The sequence below is a fragment of the Ruegeria sp. AB6 genome, assembly GCF_056542685.1.
In genome coordinates, this window is record NZ_JBQGAD010000008.1 from 100807 (window position 1) to 121503 (window position 20697).

The following is a 20697-nucleotide window of genomic DNA, read 5'->3' on the forward strand; positions in this document are numbered from 1 at the left end:
CCCTTTCTGCCTGCGATCTCATGCCGACAACGCCGCGCTGTCATCCCCATCTCAGTCAAGGGTGACCTGCCTGTCCCAATTCCCTTGAAGGGGCCATGCCTCGGCCCCGTGCGGTATACCGGACCCCACATGAGACACGCACAACCTGCCGCCGCCCTTTCCGCCCGGAAGGTGCGGCGGTTTTTTTCTTAGAGCTGTCCGGTGCGAATAATCTCGAGCACTGCCGACAAGACTGAGTTCACAGCGACCGAAGCCAAGATCATCCCCATGACCCGGCTGATAATCGCAGCGCCCGAGTGGCCAATTAGGCGAATGATCGGCTCAGCCAGCAGCATCAATACAAACGCAATGGCGATGACCGAGATCATAACCAGGGCCGTAATCCCTTGATCCGCAATGCTATATCGGTTGTTGTCGGTCAGAATCACGATGGCCAGCATGGCGCCGGGCGAGGCCAGAGACGGCACCGCCAGTGGGAAGATCGCCGGATTGTGCTGGTGCGACGTATCTTTCTCGTCATCTTCAGCGGCGCGTTGTTCCACATCCTGTTTGCTTTCGCCAAAGATCATGGTCAGCGCAAAAAGAAACAGGATGATCCCACCTGCGACCTGAAAGGAATTGAGACCGATATCCAACGCCTCGATCAACAATTGACCGAAGACGAGGAAGAACAACAAAACTCCGGCACTGATCACCGAGGCTAACAGCGCCATTTTTCGTCGTGCTGCAGCGCCCAGTCCAGCTGTCACTGCTATGAAGACCGGAATGGTGCCGATGGGATCAATGACGACCCACAGCGTTACAAAATGTTCAAGCAGATTGTTCACCGCGCCCCCTGCATTTCCAAAAGGTTAGACCGGATGCGCGAAAAACGCCATGTTCAGGCGCAGTTGGCTTGCTCGGCCTGTTCCATTGCTTCGGCGGTCGCATCCAAAGCCAACAGGATCGACGCGTGCCGGTTTTTGTAGTCACGCGCAGGCATCAGCACCTCAAGCCCGTCAAACGGTGCATCGGGGGCAGGGCCGTCCTTCTTAAGCATGGCCGCCAGTTGATCCCGCGCGGCTTCGACCTGAGCACGGGTGGCACCGATCACCGCTCCGCCAACAACAGCGGCCGAGGCCTGACCCAAAGCACAGGCTTTCACATCCTGCCCAAACTCTGAAATCCGACCGTCCGTCAGCTTGACATCCACAGTCACCGTCGACCCACACAAGGGCGAGCGTTTCTTCACCGTCGCGTCGGGATCGCTCAGGCGGTCCAGATGCGGAATATCCGCCGCCAGCGCCAGAATACGGCCGGAATACAGCTTGATCAGATCATTGTCGCCGGACATGGCTTTCCCTCGGTTCGTGTTCCCCATACATAGTAAGCATCCACCCGGATGCAAAAGGTTTTTACGATGACGACCCCTGCGACTTTTGACCCATTGACCCTGACGTTCAACGAGGCTGGGCTGATCCCGGCCATCGCACAGGACGCAGACAGCAACGAAGTGCTGATGATGGCGTGGATGAACGCAGATGCCATCCGTAAAACGTTGCAGACCGGTCGGGTGACGTATTGGTCCCGGTCCCGACAATCCTTTTGGACAAAGGGCGAAAGCTCGGGCCACGTACAAGAGTTGGTCGACTTCCGCGTGGATTGCGACCGAGATTGCCTGTTGGTGATTGTTCGGCAAACAGGACCGGCCTGCCATACGAACCGGCGTAGCTGTTTCTACACCGCTGTGCGCGACGGTGACGAAACAGAACTGATGTCACCGATGGTCTAACCCGATCATAGCGCGGATATCGGCGGGCGAAACGCCCTCGTCGCGGTATTTCGAGATGGCGCGCGCATCGTCGCGTTTAGCCAATCTCTTGCCAGCATCATCGCGGATCAGTTTGTGGTGGTGGTAGATGGGCTGGGGAAGATCCAGAAGCGCCTGCAGAACCACATGAATGCGGGTGGCGTCGAACAAATCCTGCCCACGGACCACATGCGTCACATTCTGCGCGGCATCGTCCAGCACTACCGACAGGTGGTACGACGTGCCCATATCTCGCCGGGACAGCACGACATCTCCGATGGTGTCGGTCAGTTCCTGATCCGAGAAAGAGACATAGCCCGTGCTTCCACAAGGTCCGCAACCGGCTTCCAAGAACTGAAATTCACTTTTAACCTTAACAGTTTGCGCGGCTTTCTGCATGTCCAGACGCAGCGGAATATCGCGTGGCACCGGACCTGAGCGATCTGCTTTCTCGCGGCACGTGCCGGGATAGACGATACCGTCTGGTCCCAGCAAGGGTGCACCTTCTTGTGGTGCGTTGGCTGCTGCTGCAATATCGCGCCGGTTGCAGGTGCAGGGATACAGAAGGCCGCGCGACCACAATTGCTGTAACGCGATTTCATAAACCTCCATCCGCGTCGACTGCCGAAGGACGGGTTCGGGCCATGTCAAACCCAACCATGAGAGGTCGTCGCAAATCCGCTCTTCCCAATGTGAACGAGCGCGGGTGCGGTCGATGTCTTCGATCCTCAGCAAGAACTGACCTTCGTGCTGCCGCGCCAAATCACTGGCCAGCAAAGCCGAATAAGCATGACCAAGATGAAGCGGGCCGGTTGGTGATGGCGCAAACCGAGTGGTGAATGTCACGCTTTTTCAACAATGTAGACGTCAGATTTCAGGTCCATACCCGGCAGGTGCGGACCGTATTCCCGAAAAAGCAACCGGGCGGCTCCCATATCAAGCCAATCGTTCAATCGACAGGTATAGCTGTAATCCTTAAGGGTATGATCATTAAATGAAAACGCCAACAATCCACCCTTGGGTAGCGCCTTCATCAGCATGTCGAAAGTCTCAGGAGGGGCCGCTCCGACGCTGATAACACCGATGGCTGCAATCGCCTTATAGGCCCCTGCGTTCACCGGATTGGGATTGGAAATCTCGAATGAGGACAACTGCCGGTAAACGCCTTTGGATTCGGCCTCTTCCAGCATTCTGGGTGTGGGATCTATGCCGTCGATAACCTCGAACCCGGCGGTCCGCAGCGCCTGACCAGACAGCCCGGTGCCGCAGCCATAGTCCAGGATCGGCGTCTGAGGTTCGGGGAGTTTCGACCGCAGCGCCTCGGCCACACGGGTTGGGGTAATATAGCCGTGCGACGCGACCTCGCTATCGTATGAGGATGCCCATTTCTGATAGTGGTCGCGGGTCGCCTCGGGAGTGTCCAGCCCGTAGACGTCTTTCATATATTCGTCGCTCATGCCCCTATGTTAGGCCGGTAGAGCGCGTTGCGTCCAGTCAGCAATGCGCCAGCCAGTCTGACCATGCCGCCTTGGCCCGATCTGTATAGGCCTTGTAGCGGTCCTTGCGGCCGCGTCTGCCGCCTTTCAGCCCATCGACCGGGCGGAACAGGCCAAAATTCACATTCATCGGCTGAAAGGTCTTGGCCTCGGCACCGCCTGTGATGTGATGGATCAGAGCGCCCATGGCGCTGTCTTGCGGCACATTTGGCAGCTCTCGTCCCAGAATCTGCGCCGCAGCCAGCCGCCCGGCCAGCAGGCCCATCGCGGCGCTTTCGACATAGCCCTCGACCCCGGTGATTTGCCCGGCAAAACGAATGTTGGGTCTGGACTTCAACCGCATCTGTGCGTCCAGAAGGGTTGGAGAGTTAATGAACGTATTGCGGTGAATCCCGCCCAGCCGCGCGAAACTTGCTTTCTCCAGCCCCGGAATCATACGGAAAACATCCGTTTGCGCGCCGTATTTCATCTTGGTCTGAAAGCCCACGATATTGAATAGCGTGCCCAATGCATTGTCGCGGCGCAGTTGCACAACGGCATGAGGCTTCACATCGGGCTGGTGCGGATTGGTGAGGCCAACGGGTTTCATCGGACCATGGCGCAGGGTTTCACGACCGCGTTCCGACATCACCTCGATCGGGAGGCAGCCATCGAAATACCCGGCGGTTTCGCCTTCGTGGAACTCGGTCTTGTCAGCAGCCAACAAGGCATCAATGAATGCCTCGTACTGGTCGCGGTCCATCGGGCAGTTCAAATAAGCGGTGCGCTCTTCCTCGGTCTCGCCCTTGTCATAGCGCGACTGCATCCAGGCCTGGCTCATGTCGATGCTGTCGGCATAGACGATGGGTGCAATTGCATCAAAAAAGGCGAGCGAGTCGGTGCCGGTTTCCGCCCGGATCGCCTCACCCAGCGCAGCCGAAGTCAGTGGCCCGGTTGCAAAAATCCATTGGCCGTCATCGGGCAGGGTGGTTACTTCCTCCTCGGACACCTCGACTCGTGGATGGGCCCGTAGCTTGGCTGTCACGGATTCGGCAAAGGGATCACGATCCACCGCCAGGGCGCCGCCTGCCGGCAGCCGATGGGCATCAGCGGTTGTCATAATCAACCCGTTCGCGGCGCGCATCTCCCAATGCAGCAAGCCAACGGCGTTCTGTTCATCATCATCCGAACGGAAGGAGTTCGAGCAAACCATCTCGGCCAGGTTGCCGGTCTGGTGCGCAAAGGTGCCCACTTTGGGCCGCATTTCGTGGATCATAACATCCACGCCCATTTCCGCCGCCTGCCAGGCAGCCTCGGACCCGGCCATGCCGCCGCCCACGATATGCAGTTTCTGTGTCATGCGCAGCCACATAGGGCAGAGCACGCGTCAACGCAAACACCTGTTGGGTCAGATTGTCTGAAGAAGGGAAATTTTGGGGTCGCCGCTGCGGGAATGTCAACGCCGGTGAGAGAGACCAGCTGGAGGGACCTTCCGCCTACGGCGACCCAAAATCGGTTTTCAGGCCATAGCCTTGTCTCAGCATTGCCACAGTGTCGCCGTTTTGAAAAGTCCCAAAATGCGGAATCGGGCAGAATTCCCAAGAAACAATTGCGTTATTGTTCCCAATTTGGCGTTCTTTTTTCGATAAATGCAGAGATTCCTTCCTCGGTATCCCGGTGCATCATGTTCTGCGCCATCACTTCGCCGGTATGTGCGTAGGCTTGTTCAATGGGCATATCGAGCTGCTGATAGAACGCTTCCTTGCCGATTTTCACTGCCGATCCCAACTTTTCCGCCAGTTGTTCCGCAAGGGATTGTGCCTCATGCTCCAGCAGCATTTCCGGCACGGCCCGGTTGATCAGCCCCAGTTCTGCCGCACGTTCAGCCGTTATGAAATCGCCTGTGGTCAGCATTTCAAACGCTTGTTTTCGGGGAATATTGCGGCTGAGCGCAACCATGGGTGTCGAACAAAACAGGCCGATATTCACGCCATTGACGCCGAACCGCGTCGTCTCTGCCGCCACGGCCAGATCGCAAGTGGCAACCAGCTGGCATCCAGCGGCCGTCGCGATGCCATGAACCTGAGCGATGACAGGTTGAGGCAAGGACTGAATTGTCAGCATCATCTGTGCGCATCTGCTGAACAAGTCCTGGAAATAGGCCTTGCCCCCATCTTCGCTTTGACGCCCCGCTGTCATCTGCTTCAGATCGTGGCCCGCGCAAAAGGCTTTGCCCGCACCCGACAGGACCACCGCGCGGATAGACCGGTCGTCGCGCAGGGCATCGAACTCGGTTTGCAGTGCCGCCAGCATTTCGTCGCTGAGGGCATTCAGGCGTTCCGGCGCATTCATCGTCAACCTTGCGACCGCTCCGGTGTCGCTGCGTTCCAGAATTCCCATCTTGCCCTCCGATCTGATGTGAGGCCAACTCTAGGTCGGCAAATCGAGGAGGGGAAGCATGTCATTGGCCTTAGACCGGGAAGAATTGACTGCCTATATGAAACAGGTCTTTCCGCAGGTGCATCGGGACTTTGTGGTTGAGGACCTGACCGAGGACACGATCACCATGCGGTTGGTGGTCGAAGACCGGCACTTGCGGCCGGGCGGAACGGTCTCAGGGCCGTCCATGTTCGGTCTGGCCGATGTCTGTGTCTACGCGATCATTCTTGCGCGCAAAGGTCGTCAATCTCTGGCCGTTACAACGGGTTGTTCGATGGATTTCATGCGCAAACCCGATGGGGACCGGGACATGATCGCACGCTGCACCCTGTTGAAGCTGGGAAAGGCTTTAGCCGTAGGCGATGTGCTGATGTATTCGGAAGGCTCTGACAAACCCGTTGCACGTGCCACGATGACCTATTCGCTGCCGCCCGAGGGGTCTGCCGCCGCGGCATTCGGATAAAAAATGGCCGGGACGAGCCCGGCCAAGGAAGAGGTCCCAATAAAGGGAATGGGGATATCTTACCCGTGCCAGAACGGGCGTTCGATTTCGCGGTTGGCCTGATCTCGGGTCAACCCGACATCACGCAGCAACCGATCATCCAGTTTCGACAAATTGACTCTGCTGCGGCGCTGTCGCTCCCACTTTGTGACAGTCGCCGCAAACCGCACGGCCAGCGATGCGATCAGCGGCAGCCGAGGGCTGTCGTTCAGCAGCAAAAGGGCGGGGGTGTGCATTGCGCGTGTCATCTTGGGTATCCTTTCAAATTGTATTGACACAAACGTAATATGTTCGGTATGTCTGATTGATACATTCGACATTGTGTCAAAATCAAAGGAAGAATTGTAATGGATACAATTTGGCCAGAGTCTCTACCGAAATCCAAGGGACCTAAGTATACACTTGTGGCCGATACAATTCGAAAAGCTATTGATAACAAATTATTGGAGGTCGGAACTAAGCTGCCTCCGGTACGAGAACTGGCGTATCGGTTACAAATTACGCCGGGCACCGTTGCGCGTGCGTATACGATTCTGACGGATGAGGGATTGTTACAAGCCGAGGTGGGGCGCGGTACATTCGTGGCCCCGCCGAAATCGCCGATTCTGGATGATGTCTGGGCGCGTCAGTTGCATCTGCGCGACGACAAGTACAATGCCAGCGTCAGTCTGTTCAGCCCGCGACTGGCGGATGTAGGGCAGGTGGCTCTGATCCGGGAGTGCTTGCAAAAGGTGTCGCAATCCGATCCGGGGTTGTTTCTGAATTATCCGACCCGCGATGCGTATATACCGATGCGCCAGGCCGTAGTTGACTGGCTATCCGATCTGCCATTGGGGCCGTTGTCGCATGACGATATTGTACTGACACATGGCGGCCAGAACGGATTGTGCCTTGTGTTTCAAACGATTCTGCGTGGCCCTAAACCTTTGGTCCTGGTCGAGGACCTGTCTTACGCCGGGTTCCGCCGCGCCGGAGAGCTGATGCGGGCCGAGGTGGTCGGTGTGAAGATGGACAAATGGGGCATTGACCCCGACGCGATGGAGCATGTCCTACGTCAAAACCCAGCGCAGGCCGTCTGTGTCTCACCCGAAGTGCAGAACCCGACCGGCGCGCATACCCCCCTCGAACGACGCAAAGAAGTTGTCGAGGTCGCCCGTCGCTTTGACCTGCAAATCATAGAAGATGATTGCTACCGAATGGGCGACGCACGCGAGCCCAGCTACCGCGCCCTGGCCCCCGAGCGTGGATGGCACGTGTCGTCCATTTCCAAAACTTTGACGCCTGCGCTGCGGGTGGGCTTTGCGATTGCCCCGCGTGAGCGCAGTGTCGATCTGCGGAGGTCGGCGGAATACGGTTATTTCGGCTTAGCCCAGCCACTGGCGGAATTGACCCGGCTCATGCTGTCCGACCCGCGCACCCGGCGAATTGCCCGCGATGTACGTGAGAAGATGGGGGAATATGTGCGCGTGGCTGTAAATTCCTTGGGTGGGTTTGACCTGAACTGGGCGCCCGATGTGCCGTTTGTCTGGCTTAACTTGCCCGCGGGCTGGCGTGCTGCTGCATTTAGCCGGGCGGCTGAGCGGGAAGGGATCCAACTGCGATCCGCCGATGAGTTCGCTTTGCGCGATGGGCGCGCGCCGAATGCAGTGCGCATTGCGATGAACGGGCATGTCTCGCTGGAACGGTTCGAAGATGCAATGCAGCGCCTGCGCAATCTGTTGGACAACCCGCCCGAGCAAATCAGCGTTTAAATTGGGGTAAAATAATACCTATTTTATAAGTTACTGTTTTTACAACACTTAAAAGAGATTACTGCAGTTGACCTGCGCAACGCTCCCCTCTAAATACGCTCCATCGAATTCGGGCCGCTCCACACGGGGGCGGTCTTTCACATCAAACAGGACTATCCTGCCATGAAAACCTTTTCTGCAACACCTGCAGACATCGACAAGAAATGGATCCTGATCGACGCCGAGGGCGTTGTTCTGGGTCGTCTTGCTTCGATCGTCGCCATGCGCCTGCGTGGCAAGCACAAAGCGTCGTTCACCCCGAACATGGACATGGGCGACAATGTTATCGTGATCAACGCTGACAAAATCCAGATGACCGGCAAGAAGCGCGAAGAGAACTTCTACTGGCACACTGGCCACCCGGGCGGCATCAAGTCGCGCACCAAACAGCAGATCCTGGAAGGTGCACATCCTGAGCGCGTTGTTGTTCAGGCCGTCAAGCGAATGCTGCCGGGCAACCGCCTGGCGCGCAAGCAGATGACCAACCTGCGCGTTTACGCCGGTGGCGATCATCCCCATGAGGCGCAAGCGCCCGAAGTTCTGGACGTTAAGTCTATGAACAAGAAAAACACCCGGAGCTAATGACCGATGGCTGATCAGATCAATACTCTCGAAGAGCTGAGCGCCGTCGCAGGCGTTGAAACCGTGGCCGAAGAAGTCATCGTGCGTGAACCCGTGCGCGACGAGCTGGGCCGTTCCTACGCCACCGGCAAGCGTAAAGACGCTGTTGCACGCGTTTGGATCAAGCCGGGTTCCGGCAAAGTCACCGTGAACGGCAAGGACCAGGACAAGTACTTTGCTCGTCCCGTTCTGCAGCTGATCCTGCGCCAGCCGTTCCAGGTTGCCGGTGTAGAAGGTGAGTTCGACGTTGTTGCGACCGTAAAAGGCGGTGGCCTGACCGGTCAGGCCGGTGCGGTCAAGCACGGCATCTCGAAAGCGCTGCAGCTCTATGATCCCTCGCTGCGTGGCGCGCTGAAAGCCGCTGGCTTCCTGACCCGCGACAGCCGCGTTGTGGAACGTAAGAAATACGGTAAGCGCAAAGCGCGTCGTTCGTTCCAGTTCTCGAAGCGTTAATCGCGACGGACACCGAATTGGAAAGGGCTCGCCTCGGCGAGCCCTTTTTCTTTGATTTATTCTTCGTAGACCAGTTTCCAGGCCCCATCTTCGACAACGCTGACAAAGACAGTATCCGCGCCCTGATGGTCGTCTGGACCATAGGTGATCTGGTTTCCGACCAGATCATCCTTGTAGTTCAGGGACTCCATGGCCGCGATAAAGCTGTCATGGGTCAGATCAGGGCCTGCGGCCTCTAGCGCTTTGACCATCATCTCGGCGGCCGAATAGCCCAGCATCGAGAAACCGACAGGGTCTTCGCCCGTGGCCTCCTTGTATTCGGCGATGAATGCGGCCGGGGCAGGCTCTTCCGCGCGCGCCCAGAGGTCCAGCCAGGAGGCCGCTGCATAGAACCCGTCGGTTACGCCACCGGGTACTTGCGCAACCACGGTCAGGAAACTGGCCGAAGTACCAAGGAACTTCATATCCGCTAGCCCCATCTTTTTGGCCGTGCCTACCACGGTGATGGCCTGCCGCACTCCCAAAGCCATTGTGACGATATCGCAGCCTTCCTCCTTGAGCTTGCTTAGAGAGCCGACGAAATCCGTCTCATCCGGTTTGTGCGTGGTTTCAGCGACAAATGCGATCCCAGCCTCTTCGGCCCCCGCTTTGCTGCCTTCCAGAATTTCTTCGCCGAAATCGGTGGGCAGGTACATGGTGCACACGGATTGTGATCCGAATTCTCCGTTCAGATATTTCACCCCTATCCGGGCCTGATCAAAATAAGTCGAGAACGAGGTGAACTTATTCTTCATCGGCTCTTGCAGCATTTGCCGCGCGGCTGTCAGAGGCGCTACGTTCGGAATACCCTTCGGGTCCAGCAGTTTGAATCCGGCCACGTTCATCGGCGTGCCCAGTGACTGCAGCATGGCAAACACCTTGTCGCGGTTCAGCAGCTTGTTATAGCCCTGCATCGCGCGCGGCATCTGATAGCCGTTATCCTCAACCACGAAACGGATTTTGCGCCCGTGCACGCCGCCTTCGGCATTTACGCGGTCAAACACTACATTTGCGCCCTTGGTGGCCGGAACTCCGACGGCAGCGAAAATACCGCTCAGATCGTTGACCGAGCCGATGACGATCTCATCATCGCTCACACCTTGTGTCTCAGCACCTGCAACAGTTGCCGCAGCCGTCAAAGCGGTGGCGGTGGCCAGCCGTTTGATCACGTTCCTCATGTTTCTCCTCCCTTTGGGTAAACCCTTATCTAATTGTACATATCTTCAATGAGATCTGCGTGTTTCTTTTCCACAAAGCTGCGTTTCAGCTTCATAGTGGCCGTCAGCTCTTCGTCATCGGCGGTCAGCAACACGTTGATCAGGCGGAAATCCTTGATCTGTTCGACCCGCGCAAATTCCTTGTTTACCGCGTCGACCTCAGCCCTGATCTGATCGCGTACCTCAGGCGCGGCACAGAGTGAGGCGAAGTTCGAAAACGGAACTTTGCGGTCCTGCGCGAATTTCTCGACATTCTCCTGGTCGATCATGATCAGCGCCGTCAGGAACTTGCGTTGGTCGCCGATTATCACAGCGTCCGAGATATAGGGGCTGAATTTCAGGCGGCTTTCGATCTCGGCCGGGGTGATGTTCTTGCCGCCCGCCGTAATGATGATGTCTTTCAGTCGCCCGGTGATTGTCACATAGCCGTCGCCGTCGATCTGCCCCATATCGCCTGTGCGAAGCCAGCCATCCGCGGTGAAGGTCTCGGCGGTTTTGGCGTTGTTGCGCCAATAGCCCTGAAAAACATTCAAACCCTTGATCTGAATTTCTCCGTCAACTGCAATACGCACATCATTGCCCGGCACCGCGCGGCCAATGGTGCCGATCTTGTTGTGCTTAGTCGTATTCAGCGTCGCCAGACCCGAGGTTTCGGTCATCCCGAACCCTTCGACAATGGGCACCCCGATGGACCAGTACCATTTCAGAAGGTCAGCCGAGATGGGCGCCGCTCCGGTTCCGCCGCGCCGCATCCGGTCCAACCCCAGCATCCGCCGCAGATTGCGCAGAACCAAACGGTCCCACAGCCAGAACTGCGCGCTCACAGCGGCGGGCACCGGCTTTCCGGCCAGGATATACTCGGCCCGCGCCATCCCCGCTTTCACGGCCATCCCAAAGGCGGCGCGCCCTGCGGGGGTGGCGTCCTGCGCCAGAATCTGAACCTGAGAATAGATCTTCTCCCACACCCGCGGGACGGCGGTAAAGGTGCTGGGCGAGACCTCTTGCAGGTTCGCAAACACGGTTTCGGGGCTTTCGGCGAAATTCACCACGCATTTCGACGCAAGCGGCAGGTAAACCGATACATCACGTTCCAGGATATGGCACAGCGGCAGAAAGCAAAGCTGCTCATCCGTTTCCAGCGAGGGCAGGGCGTGCGCACCGCATTCAATCGCGGCCAGGATGTTCTCGTGACTCAGCATCGCGCCCTTAGGCGCCCCAGTGGTGCCCGAGGTGTAGACCAACAGAGCCGTGTCCTGCGGCGAGGCCAGGGCGATCTCGGCTTCGAACCGGTCAGGCTCTCCGGCTTCGACCTGACGTCCGATGTCATACAGATCGCCAATCATCATACAGCGGTCGTGGCTCAGATCATGCAGCCCCTCATCCTCGAGGATGATGACGTTCAGCAGACCGGGAAGCTCGGTTTCGACCTCGAAGAACTTGTCCAACTGTTCTTCGTTCTCGACCACAAGAAAGCGGCTGTCGCTGTCATTCACAAGGTATTTCAACTGCTTGGCAGAATCTGTGGTGTAGATGCCCGAAGCAATGCCGCCCACACATTGGATGCCCATATCGAACCACGCCCATTCCTTGCGGTCCTCGGACAGGATCGAGACAACCTCGCCCCGTTGCAGCCCCAGTTTCCGTAAGGCCAGCCCGATCCACTTGGCGTGTTGCCAGTAATCGGCCCAGGAATAGGACTTCCAAATACCGAAATCCTTTTCCCGATGTGCAGTGCGGTCGCCCAAATCGGCGCAGCGTTTCTGAAACAACGCGCAGATCGTCATGCATTCATCCACCAGCACGGGGCGTTGGCCGGGGGTGGCGTTGAACTGAATGCCGTTGATCTTGGTCTGAGGGGGCAGGGTGCTGATATTCATGCCGCTTACCTCCAGGTTTTCTTGCGTTTCCAGCGGCGGTTTTCCCGCGCGCCGTCTTCCTGCACGCCCAGATAAAAATTCTGGATGTCCTCGGATTGCATCAACACATCTGCCGTCCCGTCCATGACGATGCGCCCGACCTCCATCACATAGCCATGATGGGCCAGTTCCAGCGCCGCATTGGCGTTCTGTTCGACCAGCATCATCGTCATGTTCTGCTCGTCATTCAGGCGTTTGAGGATGCCGAAGATTTCCTGCACCAGCAGCGGTGACAGACCCAGCGAGGGTTCGTCCAACAGCATGATCTTGGGGTTCGCCATCAGCCCGCGCCCGATGGCCAGCATCTGTTGCTGTCCGCCCGACAGCGTTCCGGCCTCTTGGGTGCGACGCTCTTTCAGGATCGGGAAGTATGAAAACACCAGCTCGCGGTCATGGTCGATCTGCCCCTTGTCCGTTGCGGTATAGGCCCCAAGGCTGAGGTTTTCATCGACCGTCAGCAGAGGAAACACCTCGCGCCCCTCCGGGACATGGACGATGCCTTTTTGCACAACCTTATGCGGCTCGGACCCTTGGATTTCTTCACCATCAAAGGTGATCTTGCCCTTTTCGGGGTCCATCACGCCGGACACGGTTTTCATCAGCGTCGTCTTGCCGGCGCCGTTCGCGCCCAGGATCGAGACGATCTGCCCCGGATGCACATCCAGCGACACGCCGCGAATGGCCATGATCGGGCCGTAGAAGCTTTCGACATTGCGGATGGTCAGGATCGGCGCGCTCATGAGGCCTTCCCCAGATAGGCCTCGACCACAGCCGGGTGTGATTGCACCTCGGCCGGTGTTCCCAGCGCCAGCATCGCACCATCAGCCATCGCCAACACGCGGTCAGACACGCCTGAGACCAGCCCCATGTCATGTTCGACCATCAGCACCGTAATCCCCATCTGCCTGCGGATATCGTCGATCCACCAGCGCAGATCCGACGTCTCCTCGACCGACAGGCCGGATGCAGGTTCGTCCAGCAACAACAGTTTGGGTTCCGTGGCCAGTGCACGGGCAACCTCGACCACTTTGCGGACGCCGTAAGGCAGGCCAGAGATCATCTTGTCGCGATAGGCCTGCAGGTCGAGGAAATCTATGATCTCTTCGACCTTTTCGCGGTTTTCCAACTCTTGCCGCCGGGCCGAGGGCAGGAACAGAACCTCTGATATCAGGTTTGTTTTTCGATGGCGGTGCCGTCCGACCAGCAGGTTCTGCAACACGGTGGCATGTTCGAACAGTTCGATATTCTGGAACGTCCGCGCCACGCCATAGGCTGCCACGCCAGAGGGTTTGACCTGTAGCAAATCATGTCCGTCAAACCGAATAGAGCCCGCAATCGGGTCGTAGAAGCGTGAGATCAGGTTGAATACCGTCGACTTACCCGCGCCGTTGGGGCCGACAATGGCAAAGACCTCGCCTTCTTCGACCGAAAAGGACAGGTCATTCACCGCCGTCAGGCCGCCGAATTTCAGGGTGACGTTCTGGAACGCGAGCAAGCTCATCTCAGGCGCTCCGTCTTGAGGTAGGATTTCTGACGCTTGAACATGTCCTTGCGGTAGAACGGGAACAGCTCGAACCACGTGCGTATTTTCAGCCATCGGCCATACATGCCCATCGGTTCAAACAGGATGAAGGCAATTAGGATCATGCCGAAGATGCCAAACTCCAGCCCCGGAATGGCGACGGTATTGCCGCCGAACAAGGCACCCACATATTCCTTTGAAATCGACAAGAATTGCGGCAGGAACCCCACGATGATTGCGCCCAGAAACGCGCCGTGGATCGAGCCGAGCCCGCCGATCACGATCATCATCAGCAACTGGATCGAGATCACGACACTGAACGTCTCGTTGTTGAACGCGCCCGAGAACATGCCCATCAGCGCACCCGCCCATCCGGTGACGGCACAGGACAAAGCGAAAGATATCATCTTGGTGCGCGCGATATCGACACCCATCGCCTGCGCCGAAACCTCGGAATCGCGCACGGCGATGAAACTGCGTCCCAAAGGCGCGCGCAGCAAGTTAATAAAGCCCAGCGTCACCAGAACGGCGACCACCAGCACCAGCCAGAAGAAATGTACCGGAGTGCCCCAGCGGTCGATCGTCAGGCCAAAGATGTCGACGCCTCCGATGAACTTGCCACCAACGCCGCCGGTGATCGGCTCGGCCAAGACGATGACATCATCCATCAGGATGGACAGGGCCATGGTGAAGATTGCCAGATAAATGCCATGCAACCGCAGGGCAGGGATCGCGACAGTCACGCCCGCAATACCGGTCAGGATACCAGCCAGCGGAAAGGCGATCAGGAAGGGCACGCCCGCCTCAAGCAGGATGACGTTAGCATAGCACCCAAAGGCCAGAAATGCCGCGTGACCCAAACTGACTTGCCCCGTGTGGCCTGTCAGAACCATCAGGCCCAGACCTGCGATGGCCCAGATCAGGACGTTTGTCAGCTCACCCAGATAGAAATCGTCCAACCACCACGGGGCCGCAGCCACCACCGCCAATAGGATCAGGTAAAGGACCAATTGATGGCCGTCTTTCCATGGCCGGATATCCTGCATGTAGTCGGTTTTGAATACAATCCGCATCTGCCTAAACCTTCTTGACCCGAACCTGACTAAACAGCCCGTTGGGGCGGAAGATCAGCACAGCCAGCAACAGCGCATACGGCGCAATCTGGCTGTAGCCTGCTGCGATATAGCGACTGGCAAAGGGTTCGATGACACCGACGATCAGCCCTCCGGCCAGCGCACCGGGCAGGCTGCCGAACCCGCCGATCACGGCGGCGGCAAACGCCTTGATCCCCAGCAGACCCGTGGTCGGATCGACCGAGCCCTTGGCGGCAAACAGGATACCCGCGATCCCGGCGACCACGCCTGCAAGACCCCAGATAAACCCTTGCACCCGTTTGACCGGAACGCCCATGTAGTAAGCGGCCAACTGGTTTTGCGAGGCCCCCTGCATTGCCAGTCCCAGCTTGGTCCGGCTGAAAAACACATATAGCCCCCATGTCAGCAGGATGGTGACGATGATGACGGCCACATCCTCCATCCCCAGCACCAGCCCGCCAAACCGCACCTCTTTCCCGGCCAGCGGGTTCTGAAGCGTCTGCGGCTCGTGCCCCCAGATCAGCCCGGCCACAAAGCGGATCACAAAGCCCAAGGCGATGGTAAGGATTACCACAGCCGTCTGACTTTCTCCGAACAGCCGTCGGATGATCAACCGATCCAGCAGATATCCCAACGCTCCCATAATCCCCAGTGAGATAGGCAGCGCCAGCCAGAATGGCAGCCCCATATATTCGGTATTGGTCAGGCCGATGGTGACGAACGCGCCCAGCATCATGAAATCGCCCTGCGCGAAATTCACCGCCTCGGTCGCTTTGTAGATCAGAACAAAACCGAGTGCGATCAGGCCGTAGACACAGCCATTCGCCAGCCCGCTAATCAGCAGCTGCGCGTTATCCAACTTCACCTCCCAATACCGGTTTGTCCGGCATTCTTCGTCCCCCTCGGCCACGATGACCAAAGGGCTTTGTTCTACTATGGGGTGATAATCACCTTTCCGTCACTCTTTTTTAGCGCATGGGCCAGATCTGACACCACGTTTCTGAGCGGCAGGCGGTCTGCAACATCTGTTTTCCACCGACCATCGGCGAAACGTGCCTGAACCTCGGCCACAACCCGCATCTGATCGGCGGGCGGGGTGGTGGTCATCCACTTGGTTAGCCAGAAGCCTTCGATCTGCTTACCCATGAAAATCATCTGGCCCATCTGGGTCAGTTTGGGCAGATCGGGGCTGAGCTTGCCATAGCACACCCAGCGCGCGCCATTTGGCATTGCACAAAACACCTGCTCGGATATCTGGTCGGCCACCGCATCCAGGAAAACGCGCGGTTTCAGAGCGTGACTCAAGTCGGTTAGTTTTTTCGGCATGTCCGGGTCAGACGTCACCAGAACCTCATGCGCGCCAAGATACTTCAGACTGTCTACCGCATCCGCCCGGCGCACGATGGCAATGGGTTTCAGGCCCAGATCGCGACCCAGACTGCACATCAGCTTGCCCAACTGGCTTGTCGCGGCAGAGACTATGAAAGCCTCGCCGGCATTTCGCGCGATATCCACCATCGCCATGGCTGTCATCGGGTTCACGATCTGGGCCGAGCCGTCCTCATCCGAAATCTCGGGCCTCAGGGGGATGCACATCATCGCCTGTGTCACCACATATTCAGCCCACGCCCCGGCGCCCGCCGCAACGAAGGCCACACGCTGACCGTTCAGGGCTTCGGCCCCGGCACCTGTCGCAACCACCTCGCCGCATCCCTCAAACCCTGCGGCAGCTCCCTTGACGCGGGGCTGGCCGTATTCGCCTTTGATAAAGTGAATATCCGACGGGTTTACGGAGGCCGCGCGCAGCCTGATCAACACCTGACCGGGGCCTGGAGCGGGCACCGGCAACTCCGCTTCACTCAACCATTCTGCGGCGTCTTCCAATACTGGGCCGGTGGAGGTTCCTGAATACCCGTCCTGTGTCTGAACAACGGCAAACATGGTTGATGGCGGTGTGTTCATTTCAATCCCCTGAAAACAACAGCTTGAAGCATCCCGTGTATGGTTTGATACAAAAACGTCTGTTGGCATTGTAACCCTCAGGCCAGCCAATCACGTGATCCGGCAAGGGTCAACGCAGGGCAAAGCTTACGTCGCGCAACGGCGCAGGCAATTGCAGAACTCAATTTGCGTTCAACAAGTCCCGCAGTTCCTGAATTTTCGCGGCAAGCGTTTCGGGCGAGGCCTTGATCTCCTCCAAGATAGCTGTGGCCTGTGATTTGATGTCCTGCGCCAGATCGCTGTCCTGAACCGACGCCATAAGGGTATCGTAGTCGAAATTCTGAACGGTCAGCATCCCGTCTTCGATCCACTGGTTCATCAGGTCCTGCCCTTGATCGGCCAGAGCGGCGACTTCCTGGCCAGCCTGATCAACAAGCTGGCTGGCTGTTTCCCCAATGGTCTGAGATGGTGTCTCATCCGGGGCCGTCGCCGTTGCCGGTTCAGGCGTCTCTGACGTATTGAGGTAATAATAACCGCCCGCCACGATCGCTGCCACAAGGATGGCTGGAATTAGTTTCTGCATCATACGAATCTCCTTTAGTTTTATAAACTTAAGATGATTTGAATATATGCATTGCCCAAGGGGAATTGCGTGCGCCAAGCGTCACCCAGGCGAATTGGGCTACCTTGTGCCGATACGGCCCAACCAGCAGGCAAGAACACGCCGTCCGGCGGCAGTTTCGGAATTGGGCGTCACTTGAGAAAGTGGCGGAGAGACAGGGATTCGAACCCTGGGTGGGCTTGCACCCACAACGGTTTTCGAGACCGCCCCGTTCGACCACTCCGGCACCTCTCCGCGGGGGTCTGTGAGGGGGGGATTTAGTGAGGAACGCGCAGGGGTGCAAGCAGAAAATTCCCCAAATTCACTCTTCTGGGATTTTCCATTGCCTGATGGCGTAAATCACCTAGGGTCTATGTCCATGACACATATCGCTCGCTTCTTCGCATTGCCCGTTTCACTGCTTCTTTTCGCGCTGGCCGCGTTGCCGTCCCATGCGGCCACAGCGGATCGCGACCGGATCGAAGCCTTTCTGACCACCACCGGCTTTGACGTCGCGCTGCAAAGTATCGCGCTGGCCTCGGCCTCGGCGCCGCAGATGTTGGGCATTGATCCTGAAGGGTTCGGTTCGGACTGGGCGCGTCTAACCGAAGAAGTGTTCGACACTGAAGATATGCATGAAACCGCAGTGGCTATTCTGGAACAAACGCTCAGCAATGAGGCGCTGACACACGCGGTCGAATTCTATGCCTCGGATCTGGGGCAGCGGCTGGTCGTGGCGGAAAACGCCGCTCATATCCACGAAGACGAAGATGCCAAGCAGTTGGAGGGCCAGAAGATCTTCGCCGACCTGATTCAGCAAGGGTCACAGCGGGCCGAAGAGTTGAAGCGCATGAACAATGCGATCGATTCCAGCGGCACCGCGCTGCGGGCGCTGCAGGAAATCCAGATCCGGTTTCTGCTGGCCGCAAGCGCGTCCGGTGTGATCGACCTGCAAATGGATGCGGGCGATTTGCGTGAGTTGATGAAACAGAACGAAGGCGCCATGCGGCAAGCCATTCAGCTTTCGGCACTGGCTGGCGCGGCCTACACGTATCAGGATTTCTCGGATGCCGACGTGACCGCCTATGCTGACGCATTAGAACAACCCTTGATGCAAGAGGTCTATGAGTTGCTCAATGCCATCCAATATGAAATCATGGCGATGAAATTCGAGGTTCTGGCCGCGCGGATGGCCGATCTTCACCCAGCACAGGACATCTGATGCGACTGCTGGCGGCCGTCCTTTCACTTGCTCTGAGTGTGACCCCAGCGGTCGCCGAGCAGATTGACCGTTTGATGACGGCCCTGCACATGGACGAGGTGATCGAACTGCTGCGCCACGAAGGGCAGATGCAGGCGCAAGAGATAAACACAACGATGCTGGACGGGGCAGGCGGAGCCTATTTCGCAACACAGGTCGACATGATCTACGACCCCGACTGGATGCGCGACCAGTTTTCCACCGCCTTTGTGGAAACGCTGTCAGACAGCCAAATGGAACGCGCCGTGCTGTTTTTCGAAAGCGATCTGGGACAGACCGTTGTGCGGCTTGAAAACTCTGCCCGTCAGGCTTTTCAGGACGACACCATAGAAGAGATGGCGCAAGACGCGTATTCCGCACAGGATCAGGACAGCACATTCTTCCAACTTGTGGATGAGTATATCGAGGTCAACGAGTTGATCGAGAAGAATGTTAAAAGCGCCGTGAGCGCAGATTATAACTTTTTCCGAGGCTTGAATTCCGAAATTGGCGGCGATGATGGCGAGGTTCTGGCCCAGCTTCTCGCTGAAAAAGACGCCATTACGCAAGAAACGCGTACGTGGCTGTATTCTTTCCTTCTGATGGCTTATCAACCGCTGGACGAGGCGCAACTGCGCGAGAACATCGCCTTTTCACGGACCCAGACCGGCCGCGCCGTGAACGAGGCCTTTTTCGACAGTTTCGACCGCACCTATGACAAGATCTATTACCGGTTGGGTCTTGCCGTTTCACAGGTACTGCGCGGCTCGGATCTTTGAGTTGCTTTTGATGTTGACTTTCCCTCGCATTCTATGGATAAGCGCGCATCCCGGCCGGTTCTTCCGCGCCGGGTATCGTTATTATTGACCCAAGGGGCTGATCCCACGGGTCGTCACACAGCCCGAAAAGGGCGCGCTGTTCGAGGTGGCGAACGCCAGCAACACCCAGCAGGGGACCACAGAACGCGGTTAGACAAAGGAAAGACGCATGTTTGCGGTCCTCAAGACTGGCGGCAAGCAGTACAAGGTTCAGGCGGGCGATGTGCTCCGCGTTGAAAAGCTGGCTGCCGACGCAGGTGAAAAAGTTCAATTCAACGATGTTCTGATGCTGGGCGGTGACGCTCCGGTTGTTGGTGCACCTTTCGTTGAAGGCGCAGGCGTACAAGCCGAAGTGATCGAACAGATCAAAGGTGACAAGGTCATCAAATTCGTCAAGCGCCGTCGTAAGCACAGCTCGAAGCGTACTGTTGGCCACCGTCAGAAACTGACCCTGGTCAAGATCACCGATATCCTGTCGTCAGGCGCTGACAAGTCGGGCATCAAAGCAGCTACCGGTTCGGCACCGGCTGGCGACGCGGCACCTGCTGCAAAGCCTGCCAAGAAAGCTGAAGCCAAGGCCGAGGCACCCGCCGCTGCTGCTGCCGACGATCTGACCAAGCTGAACGGTGTCGGTCCCGCCGCTGCCAAAAAGCTGGCTGACGCAGGTATCGAGAGCTTTGCCGCTCTGGCCGCCTTGTCGGATGAGCAGATTGCTGCTATCGACACCATCAAAGTGAAGCCCGAATGGGTTGAGCAAGCCAAAGAGCTGGCTCAAGGCTAAGGAGAGAGAGAATGGCACATAAAAAAGCTGGCGGTTCCTCCCGTAACGGTCGCGACTCAGCGGGTCGCCGCCTTGGCGTGAAACTCTATGGTGGCCAGGCGGCCATCGCAGGCAACATCATCGTACGTCAGCGCGGCACCAAGTTCTGGCCGGGCGAAGGCGTGGGCATGGGCAAAGATCACACCATTTTTGCAACTGTTGATGGCGCCGTGAAGTTCCACAAGGGACTCAAGAACCGCACCTTTATTTCGGTCCTGCCAGTGGCGGAGGCCGCAGAGTAAGCCGAAACCCTAAAGGTTTAGAAATAAATGGGGGACCGGCAGAAAATGCCGGTCCCTTTTCTCGTTTTTAACACAGTTTTGACCTATGAGCCCGATGACACACGCAGCAAGCACAATACCGCCCCTGTTTCAGGGACGGATTGCCCACGCGGTTGAAGATCGTCTGGGCCGCAAATAT

24 protein-coding genes and 1 tRNA gene are annotated in these 20697 nt (G+C 57.6%); 9 read left to right on the top strand and 16 right to left on the bottom strand.

The annotated features are described in order from the left end of the window. Positions 1-188: 188 nt before the first annotated feature. Both ACR0DB_RS16350 and ACR0DB_RS16355 read right to left on the bottom strand, forming a co-directional pair. A complete protein-coding gene (locus ACR0DB_RS16350) occupies positions 189-827 on the bottom strand; it encodes a MarC family protein (RefSeq protein ID WP_170769714.1) in 639 nt (212 codons plus the stop codon). A gap of 53 nt (positions 828-880) precedes the next feature. After that, positions 881-1333 carry an iron-sulfur cluster assembly scaffold protein gene (locus ACR0DB_RS16355; RefSeq protein ID WP_170769715.1) on the bottom strand — a complete coding sequence of 151 codons (453 nt, stop codon included), beginning with the start codon at positions 1331-1333 and terminating at the stop codon, positions 881-883. A gap of 48 nt (positions 1334-1381) precedes the next feature. On the opposite strand from ACR0DB_RS16355, the gene hisI reads away from it, so the two are divergent. Next, entirely contained in the window at positions 1382-1771 is a 390-nt protein-coding gene (gene hisI, locus ACR0DB_RS16360; RefSeq protein WP_170786709.1) for a phosphoribosyl-AMP cyclohydrolase, read from the top strand. Here hisI and gluQRS read toward each other — a convergent pair. From gluQRS to ACR0DB_RS16380, 4 genes are all read right to left on the bottom strand, one after another. After that, positions 1757-2635, bottom strand: coding sequence for a tRNA glutamyl-Q(34) synthetase GluQRS (gluQRS, locus tag ACR0DB_RS16365; protein ID WP_480552110.1), 879 nt, complete (start codon positions 2633-2635; stop codon positions 1757-1759). The two genes, hisI and gluQRS, sit on opposite strands and share 15 nt — an antisense overlap. Next, a complete protein-coding gene (locus tag ACR0DB_RS16370) occupies positions 2632-3246 on the bottom strand; it encodes a class I SAM-dependent DNA methyltransferase (RefSeq protein WP_480552111.1) in 615 nt (204 codons plus the stop codon). Before ACR0DB_RS16370 ends, gluQRS begins: the two co-directional genes overlap by 4 nt. Before the next feature lie 37 nt (positions 3247-3283). Continuing rightward, a complete protein-coding gene (gene trmFO / locus ACR0DB_RS16375; RefSeq protein ID WP_480552112.1) occupies positions 3284-4624 on the bottom strand; it encodes a methylenetetrahydrofolate--tRNA-(uracil(54)-C(5))-methyltransferase (FADH(2)-oxidizing) TrmFO in 1341 nt (446 codons plus the stop codon). 254 nt (positions 4625-4878) lie between these two features. Continuing rightward, positions 4879-5664, bottom strand: coding sequence for an enoyl-CoA hydratase (locus tag ACR0DB_RS16380; protein ID WP_480504337.1), 786 nt, complete (start codon positions 5662-5664; stop codon positions 4879-4881). 58 nt (positions 5665-5722) lie between these two features. Between ACR0DB_RS16380 and ACR0DB_RS16385 the strand changes: the two genes are divergently transcribed. Next, positions 5723-6166, top strand: a complete 444-nt coding sequence (locus ACR0DB_RS16385) for a PaaI family thioesterase (RefSeq protein ID WP_480552113.1) — start codon at positions 5723-5725, stop codon at positions 6164-6166. Positions 6167-6225: 59 nt separating this feature from the next. Here ACR0DB_RS16385 and ACR0DB_RS16390 read toward each other — a convergent pair whose 3' ends face one another. Continuing rightward, positions 6226-6453, bottom strand: a complete 228-nt coding sequence (locus tag ACR0DB_RS16390; protein ID WP_170769722.1) for a DUF1127 domain-containing protein — start codon at positions 6451-6453, stop codon at positions 6226-6228. Positions 6454-6552: 99 nt separating this feature from the next. Between ACR0DB_RS16390 and ACR0DB_RS16395 the strand changes: the two genes are divergently transcribed. The 3 genes from ACR0DB_RS16395 (at position 6553) to rpsI (ending at position 9069) form a co-directional block, all read left to right on the top strand. Next, complete coding sequence (locus tag ACR0DB_RS16395; RefSeq protein WP_480552114.1) at positions 6553-7956, top strand: aminotransferase-like domain-containing protein; 1404 nt, start codon at positions 6553-6555, stop codon at positions 7954-7956. A 162-nt stretch (positions 7957-8118) separates the two neighbouring features. Next, complete coding sequence (gene rplM, locus ACR0DB_RS16400) at positions 8119-8577, top strand: 50S ribosomal protein L13 (RefSeq protein ID WP_170711488.1); 459 nt, start codon at positions 8119-8121, stop codon at positions 8575-8577. Between the two features lie 6 nt (positions 8578-8583). Further along, the gene (rpsI, locus tag ACR0DB_RS16405) at positions 8584-9069 is read left to right on the top strand and encodes a 30S ribosomal protein S9 (protein ID WP_039535473.1); all 486 of its coding nucleotides are present in this window, start codon (positions 8584-8586) and stop codon (positions 9067-9069) included. 56 nt (positions 9070-9125) lie between these two features. Here the strand turns inward: rpsI and ACR0DB_RS16410 are convergent, their stop codons facing one another. From ACR0DB_RS16410 to ACR0DB_RS16450, 9 genes are all read right to left on the bottom strand, one after another. Continuing rightward, positions 9126-10286: an ABC transporter substrate-binding protein gene (locus ACR0DB_RS16410; protein WP_170790955.1), complete on the bottom strand. Its 1161-nt coding sequence runs from the start codon at positions 10284-10286 to the stop codon at positions 9126-9128. 29 nt (positions 10287-10315) lie between these two features. Continuing rightward, the gene (locus ACR0DB_RS16415) at positions 10316-12202 is read right to left on the bottom strand and encodes an AMP-dependent synthetase/ligase (RefSeq protein ID WP_480552115.1); all 1887 of its coding nucleotides are present in this window, start codon (positions 12200-12202) and stop codon (positions 10316-10318) included. Positions 12203-12207: 5 nt separating this feature from the next. Then, positions 12208-12981 (bottom strand): ABC transporter ATP-binding protein, encoded by a 774-nt coding sequence (locus ACR0DB_RS16420; protein WP_170786723.1) that lies wholly within the window; start codon positions 12979-12981, stop codon positions 12208-12210. Next, a complete protein-coding gene (locus ACR0DB_RS16425; RefSeq protein ID WP_170786725.1) occupies positions 12978-13742 on the bottom strand; it encodes an ABC transporter ATP-binding protein in 765 nt (254 codons plus the stop codon). Before ACR0DB_RS16425 ends, ACR0DB_RS16420 begins: the two co-directional genes overlap by 4 nt. After that, entirely contained in the window at positions 13739-14836 is a 1098-nt protein-coding gene (locus tag ACR0DB_RS16430; RefSeq protein WP_170769728.1) for a branched-chain amino acid ABC transporter permease, read from the bottom strand. Before ACR0DB_RS16430 ends, ACR0DB_RS16425 begins: the two co-directional genes overlap by 4 nt. A 4-nt stretch (positions 14837-14840) precedes the next feature. Then, a complete protein-coding gene (locus ACR0DB_RS16435; RefSeq protein WP_480552116.1) occupies positions 14841-15716 on the bottom strand; it encodes a branched-chain amino acid ABC transporter permease in 876 nt (291 codons plus the stop codon). Positions 15717-15790: 74 nt separating this feature from the next. Beyond that, on the bottom strand, positions 15791-16819 hold the full coding sequence (locus ACR0DB_RS16440) for an alcohol dehydrogenase catalytic domain-containing protein (RefSeq protein ID WP_480552117.1): 1029 nt from the start codon (positions 16817-16819) through the stop codon (positions 15791-15793). 160 nt (positions 16820-16979) lie between these two features. After that, a complete protein-coding gene (locus ACR0DB_RS16445) occupies positions 16980-17384 on the bottom strand; it encodes a hypothetical protein (protein WP_480552118.1) in 405 nt (134 codons plus the stop codon). Positions 17385-17564: 180 nt separating this feature from the next. Further along, positions 17565-17654 (bottom strand) — tRNA-Ser (locus tag ACR0DB_RS16450). Positions 17655-17778: 124 nt separating this feature from the next. On the opposite strand from ACR0DB_RS16450, the gene ACR0DB_RS16455 reads away from it, so the two are divergent. The 4 genes from ACR0DB_RS16455 (at position 17779) to rpmA (ending at position 20519) form a co-directional block, all read left to right on the top strand. Then, on the top strand, positions 17779-18621 hold the full coding sequence (locus ACR0DB_RS16455; protein ID WP_480552119.1) for a DUF2059 domain-containing protein: 843 nt from the start codon (positions 17779-17781) through the stop codon (positions 18619-18621). Continuing rightward, the gene (locus ACR0DB_RS16460) at positions 18621-19418 is read left to right on the top strand and encodes a DUF2059 domain-containing protein (RefSeq protein WP_480504330.1); all 798 of its coding nucleotides are present in this window, start codon (positions 18621-18623) and stop codon (positions 19416-19418) included. Before ACR0DB_RS16455 ends, ACR0DB_RS16460 begins: the two co-directional genes overlap by 1 nt. Positions 19419-19626: 208 nt before the next feature. After that, positions 19627-20238, top strand: a complete 612-nt coding sequence (locus tag ACR0DB_RS16465; RefSeq protein WP_480552120.1) for a 50S ribosomal protein L21 — start codon at positions 19627-19629, stop codon at positions 20236-20238. Between the two features lie 11 nt (positions 20239-20249). Then, entirely contained in the window at positions 20250-20519 is a 270-nt protein-coding gene (gene rpmA, locus ACR0DB_RS16470; RefSeq protein WP_010440093.1) for a 50S ribosomal protein L27, read from the top strand. Positions 20520-20697 lie beyond the last annotated feature (178 nt).